The organism is Mycolicibacterium llatzerense (assembly GCF_000878195.1).
GTDB classification, from domain to species: domain Bacteria; phylum Actinomycetota; class Actinomycetes; order Mycobacteriales; family Mycobacteriaceae; genus Mycobacterium; species Mycobacterium llatzerense.
The window spans coordinates 15,726-38,906 of record NZ_JXST01000040.1; the positions used below are offsets into that span (position 1 = coordinate 15,726).

The 23,181-nt window shown below is 65.3% G+C and carries 24 protein-coding genes and 1 pseudogene; 5 read left to right on the forward strand and 20 right to left on the reverse strand.

The features are described from left to right. Positions 1 to 27: 27 nt before the first annotated feature. From TL10_RS23330 to TL10_RS23370, 9 genes are all read right to left on the reverse strand, one after another. On the reverse strand, positions 28 to 417 hold the full coding sequence (locus TL10_RS23330) for a hypothetical protein (RefSeq protein ID WP_043987544.1): 390 nt from the start codon (positions 415 to 417) through the stop codon (positions 28 to 30). Then, on the reverse strand, positions 414 to 1,151 hold the full coding sequence (locus TL10_RS23335) for a hypothetical protein (RefSeq protein ID WP_043987545.1): 738 nt from the start codon (positions 1,149 to 1,151) through the stop codon (positions 414 to 416). Before TL10_RS23335 ends, TL10_RS23330 begins: the two co-directional genes overlap by 4 nt. Beyond that, the gene (locus tag TL10_RS31550; RefSeq protein WP_052506515.1) at positions 1,151 to 1,960 is read right to left on the reverse strand and encodes a DUF4326 domain-containing protein; all 810 of its coding nucleotides are present in this window, start codon (positions 1,958 to 1,960) and stop codon (positions 1,151 to 1,153) included. The genes TL10_RS23335 and TL10_RS31550 overlap by 1 nt, the downstream gene beginning before the upstream one ends. A 104-nt stretch (positions 1,961 to 2,064) precedes the next feature. Then, positions 2,065 to 4,119 (reverse strand): hypothetical protein, encoded by a 2,055-nt coding sequence (locus TL10_RS23345; protein ID WP_131630791.1) that lies wholly within the window; start codon positions 4,117 to 4,119, stop codon positions 2,065 to 2,067. Further along, positions 4,116 to 6,938, reverse strand: a complete 2,823-nt coding sequence (locus tag TL10_RS23350; RefSeq protein ID WP_043987547.1) for an ATP-binding protein — start codon at positions 6,936 to 6,938, stop codon at positions 4,116 to 4,118. The genes TL10_RS23345 and TL10_RS23350 overlap by 4 nt, the downstream gene beginning before the upstream one ends. Positions 6,939 to 6,965: 27 nt before the next feature. After that, on the reverse strand, positions 6,966 to 7,244 hold the full coding sequence (locus TL10_RS23355) for a hypothetical protein (protein ID WP_043987548.1): 279 nt from the start codon (positions 7,242 to 7,244) through the stop codon (positions 6,966 to 6,968). Between the two features lie 43 nt (positions 7,245 to 7,287). Then, the gene (locus TL10_RS23360) at positions 7,288 to 8,256 is read right to left on the reverse strand and encodes a conjugal transfer protein (protein ID WP_043987549.1); all 969 of its coding nucleotides are present in this window, start codon (positions 8,254 to 8,256) and stop codon (positions 7,288 to 7,290) included. Further along, positions 8,253 to 8,849, reverse strand: coding sequence for a hypothetical protein (locus TL10_RS23365; RefSeq protein WP_131630792.1), 597 nt, complete (start codon positions 8,847 to 8,849; stop codon positions 8,253 to 8,255). Before TL10_RS23365 ends, TL10_RS23360 begins: the two co-directional genes overlap by 4 nt. Positions 8,850 to 8,920: 71 nt before the next feature. Next, entirely contained in the window at positions 8,921 to 9,916 is a 996-nt protein-coding gene (locus TL10_RS23370) for a hypothetical protein (RefSeq protein WP_052506516.1), read from the reverse strand. 460 nt (positions 9,917 to 10,376) lie between these two features. Between TL10_RS23370 and TL10_RS23380 the strand changes: the two genes are divergently transcribed. The 3 genes from TL10_RS23380 (at position 10,377) to TL10_RS31320 (ending at position 12,256) form a co-directional block, all read left to right on the forward strand. Beyond that, complete coding sequence (locus TL10_RS23380) at positions 10,377 to 11,192, forward strand: hypothetical protein (RefSeq protein ID WP_043987552.1); 816 nt, start codon at positions 10,377 to 10,379, stop codon at positions 11,190 to 11,192. A 502-nt stretch (positions 11,193 to 11,694) separates the two neighbouring features. Then, entirely contained in the window at positions 11,695 to 12,015 is a 321-nt protein-coding gene (locus TL10_RS23390) for a hypothetical protein (RefSeq protein WP_043987554.1), read from the forward strand. A 64-nt stretch (positions 12,016 to 12,079) separates the two neighbouring features. After that, a complete protein-coding gene (locus TL10_RS31320; protein WP_157850387.1) occupies positions 12,080 to 12,256 on the forward strand; it encodes a hypothetical protein in 177 nt (58 codons plus the stop codon). A 9-nt stretch (positions 12,257 to 12,265) separates the two neighbouring features. Here the strand turns inward: TL10_RS31320 and TL10_RS23395 are convergent, their stop codons facing one another. The 11 genes and pseudogenes from TL10_RS23395 to TL10_RS23450 form a co-directional block, all read right to left on the reverse strand. Further along, positions 12,266 to 13,564, reverse strand: coding sequence for a DUF1173 family protein (locus tag TL10_RS23395; protein WP_043987555.1), 1,299 nt, complete (start codon positions 13,562 to 13,564; stop codon positions 12,266 to 12,268). Next, positions 13,561 to 14,169 carry a hypothetical protein gene (locus tag TL10_RS23400; RefSeq protein ID WP_043987556.1) on the reverse strand — a complete coding sequence of 203 codons (609 nt, stop codon included), beginning with the start codon at positions 14,167 to 14,169 and terminating at the stop codon, positions 13,561 to 13,563. Before TL10_RS23400 ends, TL10_RS23395 begins: the two co-directional genes overlap by 4 nt. Before the next feature lie 464 nt (positions 14,170 to 14,633). Continuing rightward, entirely contained in the window at positions 14,634 to 15,185 is a 552-nt protein-coding gene (locus tag TL10_RS23410) for a hypothetical protein (RefSeq protein WP_043987558.1), read from the reverse strand. 99 nt (positions 15,186 to 15,284) lie between these two features. Then, on the reverse strand, positions 15,285 to 15,566 hold the full coding sequence (locus TL10_RS32005) for a phospholipase D-like domain-containing protein (protein ID WP_157850388.1): 282 nt from the start codon (positions 15,564 to 15,566) through the stop codon (positions 15,285 to 15,287). A gap of 212 nt (positions 15,567 to 15,778) precedes the next feature. Further along, a pseudogene (locus TL10_RS31775) lies at positions 15,779 to 16,348 on the reverse strand (phospholipase D-like domain-containing protein); the annotation flags it as partial. After that, a complete protein-coding gene (locus TL10_RS23425) occupies positions 16,345 to 17,784 on the reverse strand; it encodes a type IV secretory system conjugative DNA transfer family protein (RefSeq protein ID WP_052506518.1) in 1,440 nt (479 codons plus the stop codon). The pseudogene TL10_RS31775 and the gene TL10_RS23425, both read right to left, overlap by 4 nt. After that, positions 17,777 to 18,946, reverse strand: coding sequence for a hypothetical protein (locus TL10_RS23430; protein WP_043987561.1), 1,170 nt, complete (start codon positions 18,944 to 18,946; stop codon positions 17,777 to 17,779). The genes TL10_RS23425 and TL10_RS23430 overlap by 8 nt, the downstream gene beginning before the upstream one ends. Before the next feature lie 34 nt (positions 18,947 to 18,980). Continuing rightward, positions 18,981 to 19,802, reverse strand: coding sequence for a hypothetical protein (locus TL10_RS23435; protein WP_043987562.1), 822 nt, complete (start codon positions 19,800 to 19,802; stop codon positions 18,981 to 18,983). Between the two features lie 2 nt (positions 19,803 to 19,804). Further along, on the reverse strand, positions 19,805 to 20,332 hold the full coding sequence (locus TL10_RS23440) for a hypothetical protein (RefSeq protein ID WP_043987563.1): 528 nt from the start codon (positions 20,330 to 20,332) through the stop codon (positions 19,805 to 19,807). Further along, on the reverse strand, positions 20,332 to 20,625 hold the full coding sequence (locus TL10_RS23445; RefSeq protein ID WP_043987564.1) for a hypothetical protein: 294 nt from the start codon (positions 20,623 to 20,625) through the stop codon (positions 20,332 to 20,334). Before TL10_RS23445 ends, TL10_RS23440 begins: the two co-directional genes overlap by 1 nt. An 83-nt stretch (positions 20,626 to 20,708) precedes the next feature. Beyond that, positions 20,709 to 21,659 (reverse strand): alpha/beta fold hydrolase, encoded by a 951-nt coding sequence (locus TL10_RS23450; RefSeq protein WP_043987565.1) that lies wholly within the window; start codon positions 21,657 to 21,659, stop codon positions 20,709 to 20,711. A gap of 335 nt (positions 21,660 to 21,994) precedes the next feature. Between TL10_RS23450 and TL10_RS23455 the strand changes: the two genes are divergently transcribed. Both TL10_RS23455 and TL10_RS23460 read left to right on the forward strand, forming a co-directional pair. Then, on the forward strand, positions 21,995 to 22,372 hold the full coding sequence (locus tag TL10_RS23455) for a hypothetical protein (protein ID WP_131630793.1): 378 nt from the start codon (positions 21,995 to 21,997) through the stop codon (positions 22,370 to 22,372). Between the two features lie 90 nt (positions 22,373 to 22,462). After that, entirely contained in the window at positions 22,463 to 22,882 is a 420-nt protein-coding gene (locus TL10_RS23460) for a hypothetical protein (RefSeq protein WP_043987567.1), read from the forward strand. Positions 22,883 to 23,181: the final 299 nt, after the last annotated feature.

Genomic DNA, 23,181 nt, shown 5'->3' on the forward strand with positions numbered 1-23,181 from the left:
GTGTGTGATCGGTGGTGGCCGCCCGGGTTACGGCCGACCACCACCGTCGCCGGTGTGGCTATGCGATGCGGCCACGACATCGGGGCCGTTGTAGATCCAGTACACGCCTTTGCGGTCGTCACGGACGGTGCGCCGGATCAACCCTTGAGCTTCCAGCGCACGCAGATGGCGGTAAATCCCGGTGTATCCGTGGGTGGCTCGTCGATATTCCACCAGATGCCAACTGCGGTGGCATTCAAGCACTTTCAATCCTGGACCGAGAGTGCTGCGGTGACATAGCTGTGCACAGGAATCGTTGCTGCGCTCCACTTTCCCGGGCATCCGCGCGGCCAGTTCAGCGGTTGCCAGCGCGACGGGGCTAGCGCACAGTTCAGCAATCAACTTGTCCCGCAGCAGCAACGTGTCGGCTGTGGTCATCGGTGCGCAGTCACCGAGACACCGCCGGGCTGGTCAACGTACCGACGCCTGCCGGGGTTGCGGCGCCGCCGGTACAGCTTGGACGGCCGCGGAATGAGCTGAGCAAGGCCTTGTGCCACAGAGCCATTCCTGCCGGAAATGTGTTTCAAGTATGCGCCAAGGTTGTCGGCATCTTCTGGCACCAGCGCCGCGAGCGCGATAGCCAGCGATTGCAGCTCGTAGCGGGGCGTGTCCTGAAGGCGCCGCCACGTGTCGTATGCGCTCTCGCCCCCGTGCACAGCCTCGATCAGACTCATCGCACGCGCAAAGTCATTGCCGCACTGCTCAATCCGCCGCGCGTGCGAGGTATACACCACGGGCAATTCGCCTTCGCGCAGGTGGTAACGGATTTCGTCGGCTGTCTCCGATTCGCCATCTTCGAGCAACAATGCCGCCCGGATGATGGCCTCATCGGTCCACCGGTCGTGACGCCATCCGTCGGAAAGGAATTCCTCACGACGAAGCCGCAGAAGGGTGTGCAGTGGTCCGCAGTCGATCCCGAAGAACTCGGCGACCTCGCCCAGCGAGGGCCGGGCGCGCCGCAGCTCAGTGCGCCCGGTGACCACCTCGTCGAGCACGCCGATCCGGGTCACAAGCTTGTCGCGGCGCTTGCGCTCCCGATGCGCAGCCATCCGCTCAGCATTCATCCGCTGCTCGGCGTCGGTGTCGTAGGAGCCATCGAACATTGCGGTCATCAGCGTGTGCCTTTCTGCGAGGTGGCGATGTTGAGAAACCGGCGGCGGATCAGAACCGACCAGGACGTGGGGCGAAGGCCAACGAAGCCACGTCCCCAGGTGCGGCTGGCCAGCCGCTGCGGATGGGTGAAAACCCAGTGATAAACGGGCACATTCTCGCGGACATGCGGCTGTCCCCATGGTCGGCAGCAGCCGTGTGAGCGGTGTACATCGACCAACATCGCTGCGCCGAGCCAGCCCTGCTGGTCGACGTGCCAGGACGTGTCCAAGCCTGCTCGAGTCGCTGCCGCAACACCGGCGCTGTCGATGCGGGTGCCGCCGTAGATCAGTACCGGGCCGCGGTAGTCGGTCGACCAGGTGCGGTTTTCAATCGTCTTGCCACCCAATGTCTCCGGAATGAGAAGCAGCGATGCCCACGGCCGCCGCAGCGTCAGTCCCATGGCGTGGCCTTCGGCGGCGAACGCGTCACGTGGCGGGTTGGCGACGTCCAGCAGCACGTTGCGGTGGCAGGTGCTATCACCGAGAGCGCAGGTGCAGGACAGGTCGTGGCCGCCTAGTTGGCGGGTCGCCGCGATTCGGTCCGGTTGACCGGCCAGCCAGACGGCGTAGGCGGTCAGTGCCGACTGCCGCTGATCCTCGGTGCGAGCCTCGGCGGCGAACGGGTTGGCGAACTCAGTTTCAGCGCCCACCGATACCGCGCCGACGGCTGCGGGCTGGCCGGCCCGGTGCATGCGTGGCTGCGGTCCACGGTCGGTACGTGGCGAAGGCCAGTTGCCGGTCCGGTCGTGAGTGGTCAGTGCCATCGTCATGTCTCGCTCTTTCCGATAGGACGCCGGTCCGGTGCGGCTGGCCGTCGCGCGCGTGGGTATCTGGTGGTCATCTGAAAATGGCTGTGTCCGTGACGAATGGTCGATCACTGGCGCTCATCCGGTCGTGGGGTCTGGCGCCCGGGCGGCGCCGGCGGCGGCGTGTCCACGGCCGGCGCCTGGGGTTTGGCCGAGCTGCTGTTGTGGCCCAACCCGGTGGGCGGCTGGCCGACACGGTTCTGGGGGTGCGCCGCAGGCTGATTGCCTACCGCGCGACCAGGTGCCGCACCGTGCGATCCGCTGCCATGTCCGTGCCCGTTGCCGTGGTGGAGGCGATGAGCCACCGTGGCGGCGGCTTTTGCGGGGACCGCGACCTCCGGGGCAACAGCAGTCGCTCCGGCCCAAGCGGCGTCCTTGGCGGCGGCACGACCCGTCTGCGCGGCGGCCGACCGGGCTCGTGAACCGCTTGACGGTGGCGGTGCGACGCCGTCTCCGGTGGGAGGCTTGGGCGATCGCGGTGCCGTGGGGGGCGCGGTCGGGGTGTTGCCGCCCGGACGGTTCGGGCCGGCGCCACTGGCACTGCTGCTCGGGGTACCCCGCCCGGGTCCAGTGGTGGGTGGATGAGCTTTGCGCCCCGGTGCTTTCGGCCCGGTGCCGTCGGGATCGTTCTCGCCCTTTCGGGCTTCGGCTCGCGACTTGCGGAAGTCCCGCAACCGATCGCCGGCGCCCTTGATCACCCGCCCGGCGTAGTCGACTTCGTTCACGGTGCGGGCAGCCCCGGTGACAGTGCGGTACGTGCCCTTCACGGCCCGGATCGGGCCCGGAATGCCACGGTCGCCGAACATCCGCAGGAGGGCAATCCGGAAGGCAAACGCTCCTGCAACAGCGATGAGCGTCATCACCAGCACCTTGGCCAGCGGGTCGGTCATGCCGATCGTGCCGGGTAGCGTGCCGCGGGTCACGCCAGCCATGATGAGTACCAATATTCCCAAACCGGCTGTGCCGGCGATCATTTCGGCGCCATGCAGCAGCATTCGTGCAGCTGCTTTCTTGGCTGCTTGCCGAGGCGGACCGGGGAAGGTTGCCATCGCCGCCGCGGGCACCAGGATCAGGACATTCCAGAAGGCTTTGAATCCGACACGGAATGCCTCCATGCCCATGTAGTCGACTGCGAGCAGGATGACGCAGATACCCAGATTGCAGCAGAAGAACAACCCGACGGTGAGAAAGTCCAGGTGCAGGGCGTGTTCGTACGCCTGCGGCGCGCACGCCTTGATGTACGTCGCGGGGGCATCACCGATCCCGCTGAGCAGCCCTGCGTTGTATTTGGCGGCGCAGCCGGGGATGGTGTCGATCACCTGCCCAAAGGTCAGCAATTGCATGATGTCCCGCACGAGGACGTCCACCAGCCAGGAGCACAGCGTGTCGAGTTGGGCGCTGGTGCCCCCGGCGGCGACTGGCCCATTGTTGACCACGCCCTGGGCGATCGAGTAACCAATGGACCGGCCCATCCCGAGCACCCCGTTGTCGCTGACGAGGTCGCCAACGGGGTCGCGCAGCAACACCCAAAACAGGATGAGCGCGACAAAGCCGCTGAGGATGATACCGATGCCAGCCGCGTATCCCGTTGTGAGGCAGATAAATCCGCCGACGACGACGCAGACACCGACGCCGGCGGCCAGCAGGTGCGTCCTGGCGACGATCATTTTGAGGGTTTCCACGATCGGCTCGGCGATGGCAGCCAGCCATCCCAGCCACACCACGCCCAATGCGAACTTGACGATCCAGATGCCCACCGAGCAGATGAAAATCAGGAACGCCGTCTCGGCGGCGAGTGCCTCGTTGAGCTGAGCGTAGGTGCCGGCGGTTGCCAAGGACGACATGATCGCCGGACCCCAGGTGTCCGGTGAGACGCCGAACTGCGGGCCGTTAGACCCGATCATCTCCGTCAGCGGTACCACGGCCACGAAGTGCGCGCCGATCGGCACGCCATAGCTGTCATGCAGGCCGGTGAAATTCCATGCCGCCGAGAGGGTGTCGGCGGTCGCGTTCGGCGCGAAGTACACCGCGCTGATCGAGAACGCCCAGATCGCTTGGAACATGAACCACACTCGCCGGACTCGCGGCCGCGTGTACATCCACGCTGCGATGGTCTCGCTCATGCCGCCCACCCCTCGTCAGCCATGTCGCGGGTGTCGAACGCGTCCACCAGCTCCCGCTGCACCGGGGCGAGCATGTCCACCAGCCCAACGCGGCCCAGGTCATCGAACAGGTACGCCAACCCGCGTCCCTCCTGGACGCGGGTATCGAGCACCTCCGGGTACTCATCCGGGTCAATACCCAAGCGCCGGAACGAGTCCCGTGCATAGTCGCGGTCGGTTGGCTTGAACGGGGTGATGACCCGCATGGGGAGGTTCTGGATGCCGATACCCTCGAAATGCTCGACATACTGCGAGATTGCCAGCAGCCCGTACTTCTCTTTGCGGCCCTGTAGCCCCATTCGCTCTGCATCTTTGCGTCCCACCGGGGACGCGAAATACTCGCGCGCCTCCTCGGCGACAAGGAACCCGAAGGCATCCGGGCGACGGGTGCGAGGATCGGTGTAGGTCAAACGGGTCAGCGAGGCGATCATGCCGTACACCGCCAAACCTGCCCTAGCGCGGGGCGTTTGGCGCCGATAGAGGTGCACTTCCTCGGTCTCGGACGTCGATGGCAGCTGCAGGCCCCCAAGCGTCCAGATCACCGCGTCCTTTTCCGACAGGGGAGGTGCGGGCAGCGACTCGTCGAACATGGCCCGGCAGTAGTCTTTTTCAGAGAAATAGATCAGGCTGTCGGCCAGTTCCTCATACTCGGCGTATTCCTTGCGGTCCAGGTTCTTGAACCAGCGGACCAGACCGCCAAGAGAATGTGCGACACCGTCGTCGGGGCGCAACAGCCGCGCGAACTGGCGTGCCGGTACGGACACCGCATCCATGCCCATCATCGGCAACAAGTGATCGAGGGTGTGCTCCACCGCGTCCTTGCCCGGGAAAATCTTGAGTCCGTCCAGCGACCACTGCCCGGCGACTGGGTCGATCAGAACCACGCGGTCGCCATGGTGCCTCAGCGCCGGCACCCACTCGCGCATCGTGCCCGGCTCCATGATCGAGGCTTGGTGGCCGCGCTTGATGAGGCTGTCCACCACGCGCTTGCAGGACTGCGACTTTCCGCCGCCGGGCGCGCCGAACCACAGCATGCCCGGTGCTCCGCGCCGGTCCTTCATCCCCTCGAAGTCGAGCAGCACCATCTTGTTACGGCGGGTGGCCAGATTGCGGGCGAACGGAATACCGGTGTCGTGACCCAGGACCGAAGACACCAGCGGCGCGTAGCGTGCCCACTGCCGGGTGGTGGTCGGCTGGGAGAACTGACTGTGCGGGGCACGCCCTTCGCTGCCGGGATGTCCAATCTCCCACAGCGATGACTGCGCGCCGCCACGTGCGGCCAGAACCGTGTCCAGTTCCTCGGCGAAATGCGTCTTGAGCTGCTGCACAGCATCCGCTCGTGCCGCTTCGGTCGCCGCCCCGATCGCCAGGACGGTTGTCGAATGCGTCGCCCGTTCCAGCGAGCTCGAGTTCAGTTCCCGCTCGTAGTCTTCGCCCGCGGCGTAGCGGTCTGCCAGGTCCGCGTCACGCGCACCTGAAGTCTGAAACGACTGGTCGTTGAGGTTGCGCTGTGCACGTTCGACCCGATTGAGCTCCTTTTCCCGGGCCGTAGTACTCACGTGCTGGTACCAGTCACAATCGACGTCCGCGCCGAAGTGCACGTCATAGGCGGACTGGAGGATTTCCGCGCCCGGAAAACGCAGTCCGCCGCGAGGCAGTTCGGCCACCGGCAGCAGAGTCTGGTAGCTCGCACCGGCGGGACCACGAAGCACGACAACAGGTTTGTGCGACGGCCACTTCCGCCGCCACCACGAACGGTGCGCTTTGCGGGCTTCCTGGTCGCCCTCGTCGAACTCGACAGGCAGCATCCACTCGAAATCGGAGGAGGTCAACTGACGGGGACCACCAGCGGCATGCGGAAAAGGCCGGGACACCGCTCCCCTGGTCCAATGCCGCTCATACAGCCACTGGATTTGCTGCGGAGATGCCGGCCGCGCCTGGAACTGCGCAGGAATCTTGCTGAGCAGTTCGTCAACGATCTCGCGGAACCCTTCGAGGGTGTCGGGGGCGTCGTGGTCGCGACCGATGACTGTGCTCGCGAATTTCGCTACGGCGCCCGCGCCGCTGCGGCCGGTCATTCCAGCATCGACCGGTATCCGGACGCCGAAAACATCTTCGTAGAACGGGTTTTCGCGTACGAATGGTTCCCACTGGCGGACCTCACGCACCCAGCGCGACTGGTGCTCGCGGCCTTTGAGCATGCGTTGCAGCAGCAGCGTCGGGTCAACCCGTGCGGACATGCCCCAAAACACCATGCCCGACGGCAACTGACGGACCAAGGGACGATGGGCATTGGCAAGCACGCGGCGCTGCTCGAACGGCTCCATGCCACTGGCCTGACCGGAGAGGATAAAGTCCGCGTAGACACCACCTTTGGTGAAGACGAGGTTGTCGATCACCGCTTTCGGCGGCGACTTCCACGGATCGCGCTTACCGGCCGCGGCGGCCCGGCTCTGTGTGCCGATGAAACTGTTGAGCAGCCACAACATCCGGTACTCCGGTGAGGGTCGGCTGATCGGGATTTGCCGGGCCAGGTACACCAGGAATGCTGTGAGGATCACACCGTAGATGAAGATGGACCTGGCGTGCCCGGAGTCGAACCAGTGGTAGGTGGCCCAGCAGGTGCCACCACCGAATACGACCACGGCGGCGCCGTCGTATCTGCCCCACGGCCCCAAGAGAAGTCGGGTGTGCTCGTCCAGATAGCCGAGACGGATCGGGAAGTCCATCACACCGCCGAAGGAACGGGCGGTGCTATTTTCGTCGTAGTTGTCGCTCACGTGCGCATTCCCCCTCAGGATTAGGCGCTACTGCCCGTACTGGCCGCGTGTGATGCCGCCGGTGTGGTTGTCGAGAGTCTGCTGTGCGGAGTTGACCAGACCAGCGGCTCCCAGCGTGATCGCCGCCAAGGCGATGGCGCCGATCAGCTTGCCGGCGGCAGCCCCAAATCCTTTGTGGTAAGCGAAGATTGCGGTCAGTACGCCCACGATGAGCAGGCCGATCGCGCCGGGGACGCGAAAGTCGTTCCAGAATGTGACGGTGCCGGTGAGGAGGTCTCCTGCGGCCAGTGTGGTGGTGACGATCATGGTCGTTGTGCTCCTTTAGTGGTGAAACCCGAACTGTCGGTGGTCAGTTCGAGGATTGTTGGGCGCTCGTGACCGGTACGGGCACGATGTCGTCATTGAGGGACATCAGCGGTGAACGGTTGATCCCAGCAACCGCCCAGTGCCCACCCACGCCGCGCAGGGTCAGCGGGTAGCTCATAGACACGTTCGCGTATTGCGAGGACAGCGCGGTGACCGCCGCGAGCACTTGCACGGTCTGCCCCTCGGCGGGCTGGGCGGGCACGGCCGAGGCCGCGGTGACCGCGGTGACCACCGACATCGGGTTCCCTTTGTCGTCTTTGAGGGCCACGTACGGCGCGCCCAGGCTGGTCAACAACGAGTCCGAGGTGACGAACTGCTCGACACCTGTGGAGGCTGTCAGGTATGCCGTGAGGAATCCCGAGACGACCTTGTAGGCGGGATCGGTCGCCGCCAGCGTCGTCGGGTAGGCCTGGGCCAGGTCCGCGCCCGGACCGGGCCCCTCAACGCGGTAAGGCAGTCCTGCAGCGCGAGGACCGAACTTGGTCCACAGCACCGCGACCCGGTACATCGCGCGACTCGGCGCCGCCGCGTCGTAGGGCCGCTGGTTGATGCCGACGACAACCGAGTACACCTCGGCAGCATCGTCTTTGGCAGCGGTGCCTTCGGCCGTTACAGCCACCACCGTCGGGGAACCGATCACCAGAGCCGGGGTCGTCGGCAGATTCAGATGCGACGGGTCGACCGACACGAACTGGCCGAGCGCTTTCCCTGTGGAGCTGGTGGCGGTCAGCCAGGTGGTGACGTAGTCCTCGGCGAACGAACTGACCACCGCAGACTTGTTCACAATGCTGCGCGCCGGCGTGACGACATCGGTCGGACGGCCGAAAGCAAAGTCCCACAGCGCGTGCAGGCCGCTGATCGCGGCCAGCACAATAATGGCGATCGTGCCGTAGCGGCGCAGCGCTGACGACGATGCGCCCACCCGCCCCTGCCAGGTCTTGTTGAGCTTCATGCCCGCGCTCCCGCCATGCTGCCGACCGCCTCACGCATGACCAGCGCAACGCTGCCGCGCTGAGCTGCGGGCGCGGCGGCCCAACGGTCGATGCTTGGTTGCAGCTTTTCGTCGATATCGGTGACCGCCTGCGCGGCCGCGTGCCACCCGGAGGCTCCCTCGGTGTTCAAGCGTTCGACCATCTCGCGCACCCACGGCATTCCTTCACCGTTGCCGCGCGTGGACGCCGCGTAGACGAGTGCGGTTAGCGGTGCCACTGCCACAACGCGCCAGGTGACGTCGGCAGGTCCGTGCCCGCTGAGCGTGAGGATGTCTTCGGCGTAATCAGTTGCGCGGCTCAGTGATTCGAATCGCAGTTCGCGGCTCGCTGCGCGCATCCGGTGCTGCATGGCGGCCGCCTTGACATGCCACATGCCCAGCAGCGCAGCCACCGTCCACAGTGCGACCCAGGGCAACGTCCCCAAGGTTGCGGGTGTCATGTTCGCGGGAAACATCAGCTCCGGTCCGGCGCCGGCGACGACCATCGCTCCGAAGATGGCGGAGCACAACGTCAGCGCGCGGCCGGTGGTTTGCAGCGCTCGTTGGTCGTGCATCCATCCCGGGATATTCCGATCAAGTCGAATGAGGTGCGGGAGCTCAGCGTCGATGCCGTGTTCATCCATCATCAAACCGCCTCGTGTCCAAGGATTTTCAGGGTGCTGATGGCGAACGTGGCATCAACAGGGTCACTGCCGTCACTGCCCTGGCCGCCCAGCGGGGACACGTTCGGCGGCGGGATCGGCGCCCCTGCGGTGTTTGAGTCGCCAAACACGCTGGCTAGGCCGCCACCGGGACGCGGTGCTGTTGTGGGCGCAGCGGCCGGGTCCGCCGGCGGCCGCTCGGTCCAGCGGATCAGCATCTTGATCCGCGACACCAACACGGGCTTGAGCGGCTGAATCGCTTCGCCGTGCACATCCTTGGTGTCCTGCGTGATCGGCGTGATCGATGGGTTGTCCGGAAAGCTGTACTGCACCAGGCGTACGACCCGGTGCTGCGACCACTGCGTGACGCCGCTGGCGTCCTGCCCGACCCAGCCGCACGTGCAGGAAATTGCAGTCACCATGTACGTGCGGCCCAGATCAAGCATGATCACCTGGCCGTCGCCGCCGCCCCGGACGCAGACGAACGCATTGTGCGGATCGGTGCCGCTCATGGTCTGTGCGGGCGTAGAGCCTTCCGCGCACGATCCGTTCGCATCGGCGGTGTACGGCAGTGAGCGGTCCCTACCGGGGCTGTCGGTAGGGACCGCAGGGCTTGGCGGTGGTTTCGCGACCGCTACCGCCTGCGGCTCGCTGAGCGACCCGCCACTGTTCGGCGCGGGCTTGCCGTCATGGGAATACATGATCACCGAGCCCGCCAGGGCAGCGACGACACCGGCGGCGACCAGCCCGCCGAAGCCCCACAGCAGCTTGTGATCAAACCGCTCTTTGGGCGGTCCGTCCTGCCCGGCGTCGAGGTCCACCGGCCCCGTCGGCGCGTCGTCATCGTCGTCAGCCATCAGGGCGGCGACATCGACATCGCCGAGGTCTTCGGCGTCGTAGTCATTGTCTGGGGTGCTCTGCCCGTACTGCTGCAGACCGCGTCCCCAGTCCTCGTCGGAGAGTGCGTCGGAGGTGGTCATGAGGCCGCCCGGTGGCTGATCACGCGCATCGTTGATGCGCTGGGCTGCCGGCGCTGCACCAGGACAGGCGCCATGTCGACCACCACGGCCGACGGCGCGGCAACCGGTGCCGGACCCACCCACATCGACGGCCACGCCGCCACCGCACTCGGTACCTGGTGAACACCGCCGGTGGACAACGAGGTGTTCCGTGACTGCATGTTTTCGCGTCCCGGCCAAGTCGGATTCGAGTCGACCATCGCCTGCGTGACCGGTGGCTTCGGCCGCCCACCACCACTGCATGCCAGCACCAGAAAAATAACGAATACCAGCGCAAACAGTATTAGTGCACTGACTGTTGGCACTCCCACGAAAGCTCCCCTCGATTGCCTGGCGACAACAGTCGCTCCAGCGACTACCCTCACCTCTATGCCTGTCGAGTCTGACAGATCAAAGCAACAACGACAATAGGTAAACACACATGCGACAGATCACGCCTGATCGTTACGACGAACTGCGGCACGAATGGATCACCGAGCACGCCGGCATCTGGAACTTCCAAAAACGGCGCGGCGAGAAACTGAACCGGCAGATCCGCAAACGCACCCGCATGACAGCGGGCGCACGACCAAATCCCTACGACGACAACCTGACTCACCCCCACTGGGCTCGCAGAGGGTCCACCGTGGAGATCGGCCTGGAAGCAATCATCGTCCTGGCCACCGCCCTGCTCGCGCCCCTTGGATGGGCCGCAGGCAAGCTCCTATACGAGCTGACCGTCCAGTACATCCCGGCCCGGCTGCGCGCCTATCCCATCCCGGCGCTGTTCGGTACCGCCATCGGCATCGGAGTCCTCACGGTCCTGCTCTACAGCCCCGACGACTCCCTGTACCGGACGCTGCTTGCGCCGTACCTGCTGGCGCAGATACCCGCGACGTTCGCGGTCGCCGGCATCTACGGCATCTTGAACGGATGGCTGGCCATCGACGGCTCCGCTACATGGTGGCCAATCACCCCGCCGCCGCCGCCGGTCGACCTCGATCTGCCGTTCGGCCCTGACGACCTCACGGCCCCACCGATATTCGACGTCGGCGAACCACTATCGGCGGTCGACATGGCACCGGTCACCCAGATCACACAGTCACTGCAATCACTACACCTGGTCAAGATCGGCATAGCAGTCTGCGCCATCGGGGCCGCGTGGATGACTGGCGCGGTCGCGGTCGGCGTCAAAGATGCCCTCACCGACACCGCTTCCACGACATCGTGGACACTGCCAGCCCCGGGCACGCGCTGAGCGCGAAACCTCAACCACTTCAAGGAGTTCAACCCGTGTTACCGACAACACCACTGCGACCATGGACCTTCGCGACCGCCGAGAACGGCGAGAGGCTAACGCACACCTGGATACGCGACTGGGCCACCGACCGCGACCGCATCCATACCGACGCCGCGGCCGCGGGCTGGCAATCGCACTGCCTACTGGACGTCTACGACCACTCACTTCTGAGAACTCTGACAGTCACGGCAAGCTCGCGCGACAAACTCGTCAACCCGCGCCGCGAACCGCACATTCTCATCACTGTCGCCCCCCACATTCCGTGGACGCTCCAGCCCTTGCCGCAGCTGGCGAGCATGGGCCGCGCAATCAATATGCACCTCGCCGTCGCCTCCGACCACCTGCTCGCAGCCAGATACGGATGCCCTTACACTCCAGCCGAATTCGCCGACCAGATCGGAGGGTGGTACCCAGGCCCGCCGCCAGCACTCCCCCGGCAGTCCATGGGGGCAGCCCGAGCATGAGTGAAACCGCGGTCAACTTCCACGTCGCCAGCGTGACAGTCGAGCACGCCGGTCTGGCGAGCGACGGATGGTTCGTCTCGATCGACGGTCACGAGCTCAGCGGCGTCGGTAGCTCCCTATGTGAGGTACAAGCCGCGCTCTGGAACATCCCCGTTGCTGGCGGTATCGCTACCGTCACCGAATGCGGCGCGATTCCTGTTCCACATCAGGCAGCCGGACGCGTGGCATCGATGACGCTGGCTGATCTGTCGATGGTCCCTGGCGGCGCCGCCGTGACTGTGGCGGTACGAGACGGCGACGACCCGTGCGCCGACTGAGAACGACCCCTGGCTGTCTGAACCTACTCGTACACTCCCTTACCAACCGGGAAGGCGGACCAGCGTGACACCCTCCGACACGCCCAGCAGCTCCGACATCAACATCATGTCGGTTTTCATCGCCGCCGGCGCAGACCCCGACCGCCTTGCCCGCTGGATGCGCGAGAACACCGACACTCAGACGCCGGTCCACGCCCTTGCCACAGCCGGTGAAGCGCTACGGGCACAACACCGTCGGTAGCTGCGCACCTCACAAGCCGGAGCCCTCAGACAGGGGTTCAAGATGATCCTCATCCGTCGCCTCGCCCAGTTCGGTCGACGGGCTCCGTGCCGCACGGTCAGACATTGCCGGAGGAAGCTCCGGCATGTCCTCGTCGGTGCGCCAGTTCCACACCGACACACCGGAAATCGACTCCTCGCCCTCAGCGTCGCCCGCAGGGCGGTCGATGAACGCCGCTACCGGCGGTGTGGTGTCGGTGAACGTGAGCGACGCCATGGTTGTCGCGCTTCCATTGTACGCCAGCACTTTCCGGAACGACCGTTCCGCGTCGACAGCGGTGCTCAGCAAGGTGCGGTCAGCATCGCCGGTGAATGGCAACCAGTTGCGGTCCGTGGTCATCAGCGACAACTGTTCGACGGTCGCGTACCCGGCCCGCGACACCGAAAACGTGCAGATCGCCACCAGGCGCACATCGCCCGGCTCGGACATCTGCCAGTGTTCCAATTCGACGGCGAATCGTTTGGCGAGCTTGCGGTACAAATCCTCCTCGAGGAACCACGGATGCCCCGGCAGGTGGCGGATCTGGAGCTTGAAGCCGTGACTGGTCGCTTCCAGCGCCTTGACCTCGCCCACTCCGATGAGCAGCTGCGTGGTTTTACCCGGTTGCCGCCGTGCTGGTGCCCACGCCTTGATGCGGCGCTGTTCCAGCTCAGCCTTACGGTCGGCCGAGAACGGCTCGGGTACGAACAACGCAGGCCCGAGAGGGTTCTTACGGACCAGCTTGCCGTCCACCGCCGCTCGCAGACGGCGGTGGACCACCGCCCAGGAACGATGTCCAGCGAAACTTGGCTGCCACGTCGTCAATTCGGCTTCGTCCCACAAATAGTGCAGCACCGCTTTTAGAGACAACTTGTTCCCGCTGGCTTGAACGGTGTCCGATGGGGTCCCCGACGGCTCGGGCGCAGCGCGACCAGCGGATTTGGACAGCGAAAACCCAAGGCGCAGCGCCGTTGTTCCGTCCGCAGGGTTGTCCACGATGGACTGTTCGGCTACCGCGCCGTATCCGGACAGTTCTTCCGGCGGCAGCCAGGACCGGCACCGATGGTGATGGCTGCCTGCCGTACCCGGCATCCGTTTGACGATGAGCTCGTGCCCGCTGGTGGCGATATACATCGGCACAGGCGGGTACTGGCACAGGCATAGCGGCCGTACATGAAGTGCTTTGGCAGCAGTGAGGACCTGCTGCGACGATAAGGAGTGCACGTCGTCGATGCGGCGGCCCTCTACCTCAAACCCGGTGTACTGTTGGCCGTCCAGCGCAGGTGTCATGACGGCCGCCCTTCGCTCCGCGACGAGAATGGATCGCGCTGCCCTGCGGGAAATTCCGGTGTGAATACGGCGGCGGCGGGGTCGTCGATGAGCAGGCCGGCGCTCAGCGGTGCGTGCTCAGCCGGACGTGGCCAGCAGCGAACCGCTACGCCAAGGACTCCGCCCAGGAACGCAGCGGCGGTGAGCGACCATAACGCCGGCTCTTTCACTGCGTCGAACAGGTGAGGCAGATAGGCGCGGTAGTCGAAGTCGGTCGGAAACGGAATATCGGGGTCGGGCGCTGCGTGTCGAGTGCCGAGCATGATTTCGGGCAGCGCGAGAACCACGAACGGGGCCGTCACGACCAGCGCTAGGGCACTCCTGAGCGCTAAGCCGAATTCTCCTAACACGGTACGGAATACCGTGAAGGTGCCCAGGCACACGATGGCGACAGCGAGGACCGTCTGCACCTCGATCGTGCACCGGGTCAGGTCGGTCTCGCTGACGTGCAGCCATGCAGGTACATCGCGCCGAGGTGCCGTGGTGAGGCCGACCAGGACGCTGCCCGGTCCAATAACGATGAGGGCGAGGGCGCCGGCAAGTTCCAGCCAGCCAGGCTTTTTCATGAGCGCTTTCCTTTCGTGAGCTCTTGGTCGTCTCCGAACAGGGCGAGCTGGACCGGATGCCGGCGGACTTTCTGTCGGACCGCTGGTTTGGTCCGGGATTCTCGGTGGGCGACCTCTGCAACGGCGGCTGTGGCGATCGCCGGCGGCACGGCGTGGGGGTTCGGGCTTGATTCAATGACTAGTCGCATGGCCGGGGGCACCCGCTTCCAGTGCGGCTCGCACATGAAACCGGTGCACGGGGTGTCGCAGCCGCGTGCGTGGCACGTGCCCGATGCAGAGTTGTTCTGAGACATACGTTCTCCGTGGTGCGATTGGCTGTTGTTTATCGCCTTTGGGTGGGTGCTGTTTGACCCGGCGGCCCGGCCGCTGCGGTGCGGAGGCGAGATGGTGGGGATGTCTTCGTCAAACTCGGGGTCGTCGTCGGCGATCAGGAGCGCCGTGGCAGGCAGGTGGCTCATGGTCGCTCACTTAGACGGCAGGAGGGAGATGGTGCGGGCGGGATCGATGACGTCGGCGGCGACCGATGGCCACACCGCCGCATTGTGACCATCGGTATGCCAGGGGCATCCCTGCCCACCGGCGCTGATCGGCGCATCGCACACTTGGCTGTGGTGCCATGGGCAGCCGGCGCTGAATCGTTCGATGGCGGCGCGCAGTGACGGGTGAGCGGAGACTGATAGCACGATCGTGCCCGTGGTGCTGTGGTAGTGCCAGCGGCTCGATGCGACACCGAGTTCGCGCAATTGTCCAGCAACAGCGGCTAATTCGCATTCAGGCAGGGTGCCGATACCGCACTCTGTCGGACGTGGCCTCCATCGTGGAATGCGGGCATCGAGGACGATCAGCGGGTGTCCCTCCATGCCCACGGGGAGGAAGCGCACGATCCGGTCTCCGCTGATGATCCGGACGCCGCAGCGTTCAACGAGAGCGGTGGCGGGTTGCTCGGTGGCATAGAGCCAGCAGAGCCCAGCGTCGAGCGCGGCGCGGAACGTGGGCGCGGCCAGGGTGGTGCTCATGCTGCTGCTCCGTGATTACGCCCGGCGACGACGTTCGGCGCGGTGTCGTCGGTTCCTATGGCGGCTGGTTCAACGGTGGGCATGATGATCTCCTTGTTCTCACGCTGGCGTGGCTTTGTCGAAGTCGACGGCGAATTGGTTCTGCACTGCCGCAACAATGTTCGGGGCAGCGGCTTTGTCGAGCCGGATGGACAGCTCCCGGTTTTCGGTCAGGCTCTTGGTGGATAGGTTCTGGCTGCCGATGATGAGGGAATCGTCTGTCAGGACGATTTTTTCGTGCATATACAGAGCCTTGGGCGACGTGGGCAGGACGCGTACGGCACAGCCCGCGTCCTTGACTTGAGTGACGGCGGGCGTGTCCGCATCGTCGGCGTTGAGCACGATTTTGCACGGGACGCCGACAGAGCGGCCTGAGCGATGGAAATCGCGGCAGCGTGGTCTTTTAGCTCTTCGCTGGTCACGTTCAGCACGTCGTGCGCGGAGTTGATGGTGCGGATGTATTCGGCCCGGGCGGCGGGCGACCAGATCAGGCCGGGTGCGGCAATGGCTTGTGATAGGCGGCCGGTGTCGGTGATGGCGTAGTCCGCGTCGAATGTCGCGGCGACTGCCGAGACCTGTTCGGGCACAGTGGAAAGAATCATGGCGTCGCGTCCGGTTGGGTAGTATTTCGCGTCGAAGTTCGCGGTGCTGATGATGGCGGTGTCGTCGTCGATCACGACCGACTTCTGATGCACGATGGTGCCCGCTGGTGCCCATTTGACGTCAACTCCGGCGGCTCGCAGCCGCGTGTAGGCCGGTTGGTTCACTTGCTGTCCGTGAAATGCGCTGTCCAGCAACACCTTGACGTCGGCACCCCGGGTTTTGGCGCTCTCGAGCGATTTCTCAATGGTGTCGTCCGCCAGTTGGTAGATGACGACGCGGACCGACTTTTTGGCGCCGTCGATGTGTGAACTGATGGTGCTGTAGCCGGCCTGGGGCTCCTGGATCAGGGTGTACGGCCCGTCGGTGATTCCCGTTGTGCTGGAGCCAGTCAGGCCGGGGATGGGTAGCTGGCTGCACCCGGCGACGGTGATGGTCATGGCGGTGGCGAGGGCGGCTCGGGTGAGATTCTTCAACGGTTGATCTTTCGTTGTGATGATCGGATAGGTTGTGCCGCCGGTCATTCACCGACAATGAATTGCCGTAATCGGTTCATGCGGCTGATCTCTCGGCCGGGTCGGGTGGACTCTGCTGGCACCAGCGGCGCCCGGCCAGCTCGTCGGAGCGCGGCGGCGCTCGCCTGGTCGTATAGGACCCGGAACCGGCTCCAATCGGGAATCTCGACGCAGTGCCCGAGACCGCCGCGAATAATCAGTCGGGCGTGTTCGCGGTCGGGAGGCAGCAGCTCCTGCCATCGCAACCCTGCACCGAAGTCGCTATTGAGGCTGCGGTGACCGTCCGCCTGCCCGAAGCTCTCCGATCGGCGGAAGGTGAGGCCAGACCAGCTTTCGGGGCCGGTGAGCAGCTTTTCTTCATGTGCGCCGAACATGATGATGTTCGCCGGAAATATCTTGCGGAGCTCATTGGCGTACACCGGGCCATAGACAGTGTCGAGCTGTTCTGAGTCCTGCACGCAGGCCAGTACATTGACCCCCAGCCCGCGACCTTCCCCGATAATGCGGCGCAGACTCGGCAGCGGCGCGGTGTTGGGTAGCTCGTCGATCGCGATGAGGAGCCGGTGCATCTGCTCCCGCTGCGCGGTCTTTTCTCGCCAGCGTCGGTAGAGAGATTCGAGCATGGTCACCGCGGCGCCGGCCACGGTGCCGTCGGCGGGCGCGAGGATAAACACGGTCGCTTGTGGGTGATCAAGGAACGCGGGATCAAATGTCCACGGGATGTCGCTACCCATGGCAATGTTCAGGCTCATGCGCAACCAGGGGGTGATCGCCTTGCGCATCGTGATCGCCACCGAATCACGCTGCCGCGCTTCCATGTTCAGGATTTTTGTCATCCCGATGGCGAGCACTTCATACTGGTGACACAGGGCCGCCGCTTGCAACCACCCCGGTTCGGTGGCGCCCTTCTCGGTGGTGTCCATATTGTCGACGGCCTTGAGTACCCAGTCCATGCCCATGCCGTTACCGTTGGGCGATGCCGCGTAGAGGAAGGCGGCCAGCGGGCCGGAGGCCTGTGACTCCCACACTCCCCCGTCGGAGACTTGGTCAGCGCCGCTACCCATGCCGACAGTGGCCATCTGCATGATGTTTTCAGCGATGGTCAGCGCCTCTAGCGGCGTTTCAATGGTGGTGGTCGGGTCGTAGATCATCGACTGAACCCCGGCCGGGTAGGTCGGGTTGGCGATGGGCCGGAAGTCGATCACGGCGGTCGGCCCGTGCCGGCACTGCATCACCAAGTCGATGATGTCGTCTTTACTGTTCACGACCAGCGCCGGCCCGCCCCACAACGAGATAGCCGGGGCGAGAAGGCGGCGGGTTTTACCTGTCTCGGTCGGTGCGGAGATGAGGCAGTGCGCGGCCGTGCGCGGTACATAGAGCTGGTCGCGCCCGTTGACTTGGCGGCGCATGAAGCCGAGATACGGTGTCTGGGGCTCCTTATACATCCGCCGACGCCCCCCAGGATGACTGCGCCCGCAGTGCGCGCAGGTGGCCATAGATGACGGAGAACGGTGTTGCGCTGCGCGCCACGATGATCAGGACGAACATCGCGACCAAGCACCACCCCAGTTGGGAGGGTTCCGGTGTTCCATTGGCCGTCGCGAGGACGACCAGCATGCCGATAACGAGCACGGTCTTCTCGCCGAACAGGTACACGAATGGGAGGACCACGGTCATCGCCCAGGCGATCGGATCGGCAAGACGCGGCAGTGGCCGCGCCCGACGCACGGCCTCGAGCAGTGCGAGCAGCCCCAGCACTGACATCACCAGCAGCATCACCGGCGGCTCGAGGATGGCGCCGATCAGCCTGTGGCCGGCCAACAGCACTGGATCGATGAACGCCACTGGGGTGAGGTGCGTGTGGGTGTAGACGTGCATGAAGACGGCACACCAGGCGCTGACCATCGTCATCAAGATCGTCCGAGTGGTCTTGGTGGCGTAATGGACAGCGGCAGAGAATGATTCGAGCAGCGGGCGCCCGATGACGGCTGTCCAGGATCGCAGCGCCCGAGCGGTCCGTACGGCCCGGCTCATGCCGAGCATGCCCGCCCACCGAGGTACGGGAGAGACACCGTCTGCGGCGCCGACGGTCCGGAACTCGTCGTCGGGATCGGTTGCCGCTTCCCGCCATTCGATGATGTTGTAGCGCGCCAGCATCCTGTCCAGGTCGTCGTATTCGATGCACATGTGCGCGGTGAGGTCGCCCACGACTGCCGCCGCCTGAGCACGCAGCGGCAGGTCCGGGCTGATCCAGTAGGCGACGAGGGTGGCGTCGGCCGCGCGCACCTCGTTGTCGTCGTTCAGCGAGGTCGTGGGGTCGTACCGCATCACGGCCACGATCGTGTCGGCCTGCCGGTGTGCGGCGCGCAACCTGCTCAGGCTGTCGTACCCGCGCACGCCGCAGGTGCACCACCAGGAAGGACGCTCGCAGTCAAACGCGTCATCGCAGACCATCCACGCCTCGCACGCCTTCCACGGCGACTGGGTCGGTGCCGCCTCCACGGGCAGTAGAGCCCACTTCTCGATGTCGATCCGGAAGGTGCATAAGGCGTAGACCGCTTTCGGGGCTTCGATGTTCATGATCGTTTGTTCGATGTCGGCGGTCATCGCGAACTCCTATGGGAGGGAAGGAACGGGGGTCTCAGCGCAGATCGCTGAACAGGCTCCAGGTGGTGACCGTCAGGTCTGGGTGTTCGTGCTCGACGATCGGGTGCCAGCACCGCCCGCAGGTGCCGATCAGCCAGTCGCCGTCGCCGCAGGCATCGGACAGGTGGACGTCGAGGACGTGGTCTTGGCCGGGAGAGCTGCTGCACCCTGCGGGGTCCAGCAGCGCGAATGCCTCACTTGCTGTGCGGGGGCTGTTCTGGCGCCCAGCGGCGGCGCGCATCGCGCTCAGCGCGGCGGGTGCGTCCTCACTGGCCAGCCACCGCCGCATCACCGAGGGGTCGAAGACTGCCGGCCGCGTGAAGCCCCGACTGTCCGCGAGCAGCAGATCCTCTACCACCGACACGCCGTATCGGCCGTCTGCGCCGCGGACCGCGTGCTGGGCCAGATCGAGAAGGTGCCCCCAGTTGGGCAGGATCGGCTCCGAAGGGCGCCCGGTGGGGCCGCTGGCCAGGGGCGGCAGCCCATAGCTCGGGTTCGCGCGGATGAACTCTTCCAGCAGCGGCCCGTGGTCGGCGATGACATGAAATCCGTCTGCCGCCAAACGATCACGCAGCACCGGATCGGCGATGAAGCAGTCGAAGGCGGCAGTGGCGGTTGCCCAGGCTGATTCTCGCCGATGCCAGCCCCACACCTGGTTGTGCGCATCGAGCAGCGCCCAGCCTGGCGTGCGCCGCGTCAGGAACAGGATGTCGTGTCCGAACCAGATCCCCAACAGGTCGCCGTGTTCGTCGCCGCGCAGCGGGCGCACGTATCGAAAGACCGTTTCATCGATCGCCGTCGTCATCAGAGCTGTCATCGTCAAATCCCTTGGTTTGGTCGGCTTTTGGTGTCGCCGAGTTGCCCGTCGGTGGCGTTGGAGTACTCTCCGCACCCGCCCGCGCCGAAGTTCTGCCACGGAATGAACCGCCACGTTCCGTCACGCCGGGGACAGAAGAAACCCCATGCCTGGGTGCGGCGACCGGTCAAAACGATGGTCAGGCACGTCTGCTCTCGGCCGGTGTCGTCGCGAAGAAGCTGTACGCGGTGGCGGTGACCGGCACGTCGAAACGCCAGGCTCCCCGGGCCGCGCCAACGCGCACCGTGCTCGGTGACCTCGGTGTAGGACCCTGAAACGATCAGCGTTGCGAAGCTCCACGGGTGCGAATGCAAGGCAGGTGCATCATCGGAGCCAACGAAGCGATACAAGTTATGCCAACGATTCCTCGGCACGAGGAAGTATCGGTGCAGATACACGCCCCGCTCGGAGCGGATAACCTGGTGCGGTCGTCCACTGAGAAGTGTACGCAGCCACCGTTTTTCGGTGGGAGTGCTGATAATGGCGCTCATCAGCGCTCACCTCGCCGGTTGATGCATCGGCGATGGCAGACTTCACAGCGCAGCATGCCAGGGCTGTAGGGCACGGCGGCGCACTCCACGCACAGGCCGCGGCGGTAAGCCTCATCAGCGGGCAGGTGTTCGCCGCCCGTGGCGATGCCGGCCACCCTCCGCGCATAAGCGACCGCCTCAAAAGTGAAGGGGCCGAACACATCCACGGTGAGGCCGCGCTGCTCATACCACTGGTACAGCGCATCACGCACCGCCCCGTTCACCCCGCCAGCGAACACGTCCTCAACACTCACCCCGCGCGGCGACGCTGTTGGCGTGCGGGGCGCCGCGTTAGGTACCTGAGCATCAGCTCGGGGACGCTCAGCAAGGGCCATAGTCACGCGCCAACCCCGCTCACGACAGTGCGCAGCGACCGCACGACAGCTGCGATTTCGTCCGCGACCGGCATGGGGCGCTCGTGCAAGAGCATGTGCCCAGCGCCGTGGAACTGACGATGCCGGGCACCGGGAATCGCGCTGGCCATCTCGTACGCATGCGCTGCGGGTGTCACGGTGTCCGCGGCGCCGCTCAAGATGGTGGTGGCGGCACCAATATTGCCCAGGACAGCACGCTGGTCGAACCGGCGCAGATGCGGCAGGAACCCCGCAGCGGTGCTCAGCGCCGTCGTCGACAGCGCCGCACTGCACATCGCGCACAGCACACGTCGCTCGGCGCGAGCGCATCCCCGGCACAGCCCGACCAGCTCGCAGACCGGCCGTGCAAGCGCTCGCACCGCGTGCTCAGCCGCGTAAGCGGGGGTGTGCGCCACCAACGCGGACAGGAAATCCGGTGCAGGAGTGGACAACAACCGCCCCAATCCGCGATCGCACAGTCTGCCCGCAGCGGTGGCCACCAAGACCAGCCCCTGCGGGCGCACAGGCTGTCGATCAACCGATCGCGCGCTGTACGACATCGCCGCCATGCCACCCAGCGAGTGTCCGGCGACCGTGAGAGAGCCGCTCACCCGCAGCGCCATGAGCACATCGGTGAAGTCGTCGGCGAGCTGATCGACGTGATACGTGCTCATGGGCGCGCAGCTAGAGTCGCCGTGACCACGGTGGTCGTATCGGATGACCCGCACCGCGCCGCCGAGCAGTTCGTGCAGCGCCTTCTCGATCACCTGCCAACTGCCGGCGCCCTGGCACAGGCCGTGCAGAAGCGCGACAGTGTGTTCGGCATCAACTGGGCCGCTGTCATGTACGGACAGGGATACACCGTCGCGGGTCAAGATGGTCTGGTGCACCGAGCGCGCCGCGGGTGCGGCGTGCGGCACGGTGCACACGGTCATCGCTGTCGCCTCGCTGAGGAGAGTGATCGAGCGCTACCGCCTGGCCGCAGCTGTTCACGTCGACGCTGCAATCCAGGGTTGTTCACGCGGGGTCGAAGCGGCCGCCCGGCATCCGCAGCCAAAGGTCGGTACGCCCGTGACAGAAACTGAATTCGAACTGGCACAGTGCTATTCGAATCAACACCAGGAGCTCCCTGCGCGAGAGCGCTGGAATCCTCGGCGCCCGCGCGTGGTGTGTTCATCACTTCATGATGTCAGAGAGAAGCAGGTAACACAACCCGTAAACATGCTAATGTTTACGCAGAATTGATTGATTTACCGCCGTGGAGGACACCATGACTGTCGAACCCACCACCACTGCTCGTGAAGCGCTCGACGAGGCCCGCTTGGACATCGCCGCCGCGCAAGACGCGCTCCGCGACGGCGACGACCTTCGCCGAACCCAGTACGCCCAAGCAGCCATCGACAGCGCCGCCACCACGCTGCTCGACCCCGCCGCGATCCGCCGCGAAGTGGTAGCCGCGAGGTTCTTCCTGAGCGCCGGCTTGGCACTGGACGGGCGGGCCAACACCTGCGGTGCGGACAGCATCCACACCGACGAGGAAGCCTCCGGGCTAAGCCCTGAGGACCAAGCCTGGCTGCGCAACTACCTCCAGACGCGCGAGCAGCGAACCCTCCATGCGCTCAGCGCGGATAACTCCATCGGGCTGTAGACAAAACACGAACCGCGCGTTCGCCCAAAGACGTTCTGCCACAACCCATTCACGCCAGAACCATTGAACCGAAACAGGAGCGGGGAACGCATGGACCGCAACGACGACGTGCTGTCCAACTGCCTGCCGGTAACGCGGGGTGTGCGCACACGACTACTCGCCGTCCTCGCCGACGCATACCCAAACACCCTGATCACCAACGACATCCAGCAACGACTGCGAACCAAGTTCGGCTGCAACCACCGTTACCGCCGGGAAAACGACGCCCCGCAACACATTCCTGCCTCACTCCCCCGTGACTGCAAGTTCGGGAACGACTGCCCGGGTCAATGCTGGTACGCCCAGGCATATCCACAGCTACGCCGACTCGCCGCGCTCGGCATCATCGAGTGGTACCCGGCTCACGCGGGCGGGCTGTCCGCGTCGTGGCGCCTGGCTGACCCCGCCAGCGACCTTCCCGACGATCCGCCCCCGGTCGCTGTCGTCGACTTGGACGGCCCGCGCGTGTAGTCGACGACGTGGTGCGCCGATAGACAGGGCCGTCTCCCGACCAATACCATTCGTACCTATGTTCGATAGTTGGGCGGGTTCGCTGGCTCCCAGCGTCCGGAGGGCCGTGAGCCCGCCACGACGGGTCCTGATCGACCTCACCCGAATGATTCCCGCGCCCGATGACGCGTTCCGACTCGATACCGTGCCAATGTGGACGAAACTCGACGGACTGGACGTCAGCTGCGAGGTCACCGGCCTCGTCCACGGATGGGTTAAATCCGCCCGGGGCAGCTGGCTGGCGCTGGTTACCGTCGATA

Bases quoted from the DNA above. Each gene is read 5' to 3' on its own strand.
- TL10_RS23330 (WP_043987544.1), bottom strand. From the start codon at position 417: ATGACCACAGCCGACACGTTGCTGCTGCGGGACAAGTTGATTGCTGAA.
- TL10_RS23335 (WP_043987545.1), bottom strand. From the start codon at position 1,151: ATGACCGCAATGTTCGATGGCTCCTACGACACCGACGCCGAGCAGCGG.
- TL10_RS31550 (WP_052506515.1), bottom strand. From the start codon at position 1,960: ATGACGATGGCACTGACCACTCACGACCGGACCGGCAACTGGCCTTCG.
- TL10_RS23345 (WP_131630791.1), bottom strand. From the start codon at position 4,119: ATGAGCGAGACCATCGCAGCGTGGATGTACACGCGGCCGCGAGTCCGG.
- TL10_RS23355 (WP_043987548.1), bottom strand. From the start codon at position 7,244: ATGATCGTCACCACCACACTGGCCGCAGGAGACCTCCTCACCGGCACC.
- TL10_RS23360 (WP_043987549.1), bottom strand. From the start codon at position 8,256: ATGAAGCTCAACAAGACCTGGCAGGGGCGGGTGGGCGCATCGTCGTCA.
- TL10_RS23365 (WP_131630792.1), bottom strand. From the start codon at position 8,849: ATGCACGACCAACGAGCGCTGCAAACCACCGGCCGCGCGCTGACGTTG.
- TL10_RS23370 (WP_052506516.1), bottom strand. From the start codon at position 9,916: ATGACCACCTCCGACGCACTCTCCGACGAGGACTGGGGACGCGGTCTG.
- TL10_RS23380 (WP_043987552.1), top strand. From the start codon at position 10,377: ATGCGACAGATCACGCCTGATCGTTACGACGAACTGCGGCACGAATGG.
- TL10_RS23390 (WP_043987554.1), top strand. From the start codon at position 11,695: ATGAGTGAAACCGCGGTCAACTTCCACGTCGCCAGCGTGACAGTCGAG.
- TL10_RS23395 (WP_043987555.1), bottom strand. From the start codon at position 13,564: ATGACACCTGCGCTGGACGGCCAACAGTACACCGGGTTTGAGGTAGAG.
- TL10_RS23400 (WP_043987556.1), bottom strand. From the start codon at position 14,169: ATGAAAAAGCCTGGCTGGCTGGAACTTGCCGGCGCCCTCGCCCTCATC.
- TL10_RS23410 (WP_043987558.1), bottom strand. From the start codon at position 15,185: ATGAGCACCACCCTGGCCGCGCCCACGTTCCGCGCCGCGCTCGACGCT.
- TL10_RS23425 (WP_052506518.1), bottom strand. From the start codon at position 17,784: ATGTATAAGGAGCCCCAGACACCGTATCTCGGCTTCATGCGCCGCCAA.
- TL10_RS23430 (WP_043987561.1), bottom strand. From the start codon at position 18,946: ATGACCGCCGACATCGAACAAACGATCATGAACATCGAAGCCCCGAAA.
- TL10_RS23435 (WP_043987562.1), bottom strand. From the start codon at position 19,802: ATGACAGCTCTGATGACGACGGCGATCGATGAAACGGTCTTTCGATAC.
- TL10_RS23440 (WP_043987563.1), bottom strand. From the start codon at position 20,332: ATGAGCGCCATTATCAGCACTCCCACCGAAAAACGGTGGCTGCGTACA.
- TL10_RS23450 (WP_043987565.1), bottom strand. From the start codon at position 21,659: ATGACCGTGTGCACCGTGCCGCACGCCGCACCCGCGGCGCGCTCGGTG.
- TL10_RS23455 (WP_131630793.1), top strand. From the start codon at position 21,995: ATGACTGTCGAACCCACCACCACTGCTCGTGAAGCGCTCGACGAGGCC.
- TL10_RS23460 (WP_043987567.1), top strand. From the start codon at position 22,463: ATGGACCGCAACGACGACGTGCTGTCCAACTGCCTGCCGGTAACGCGG.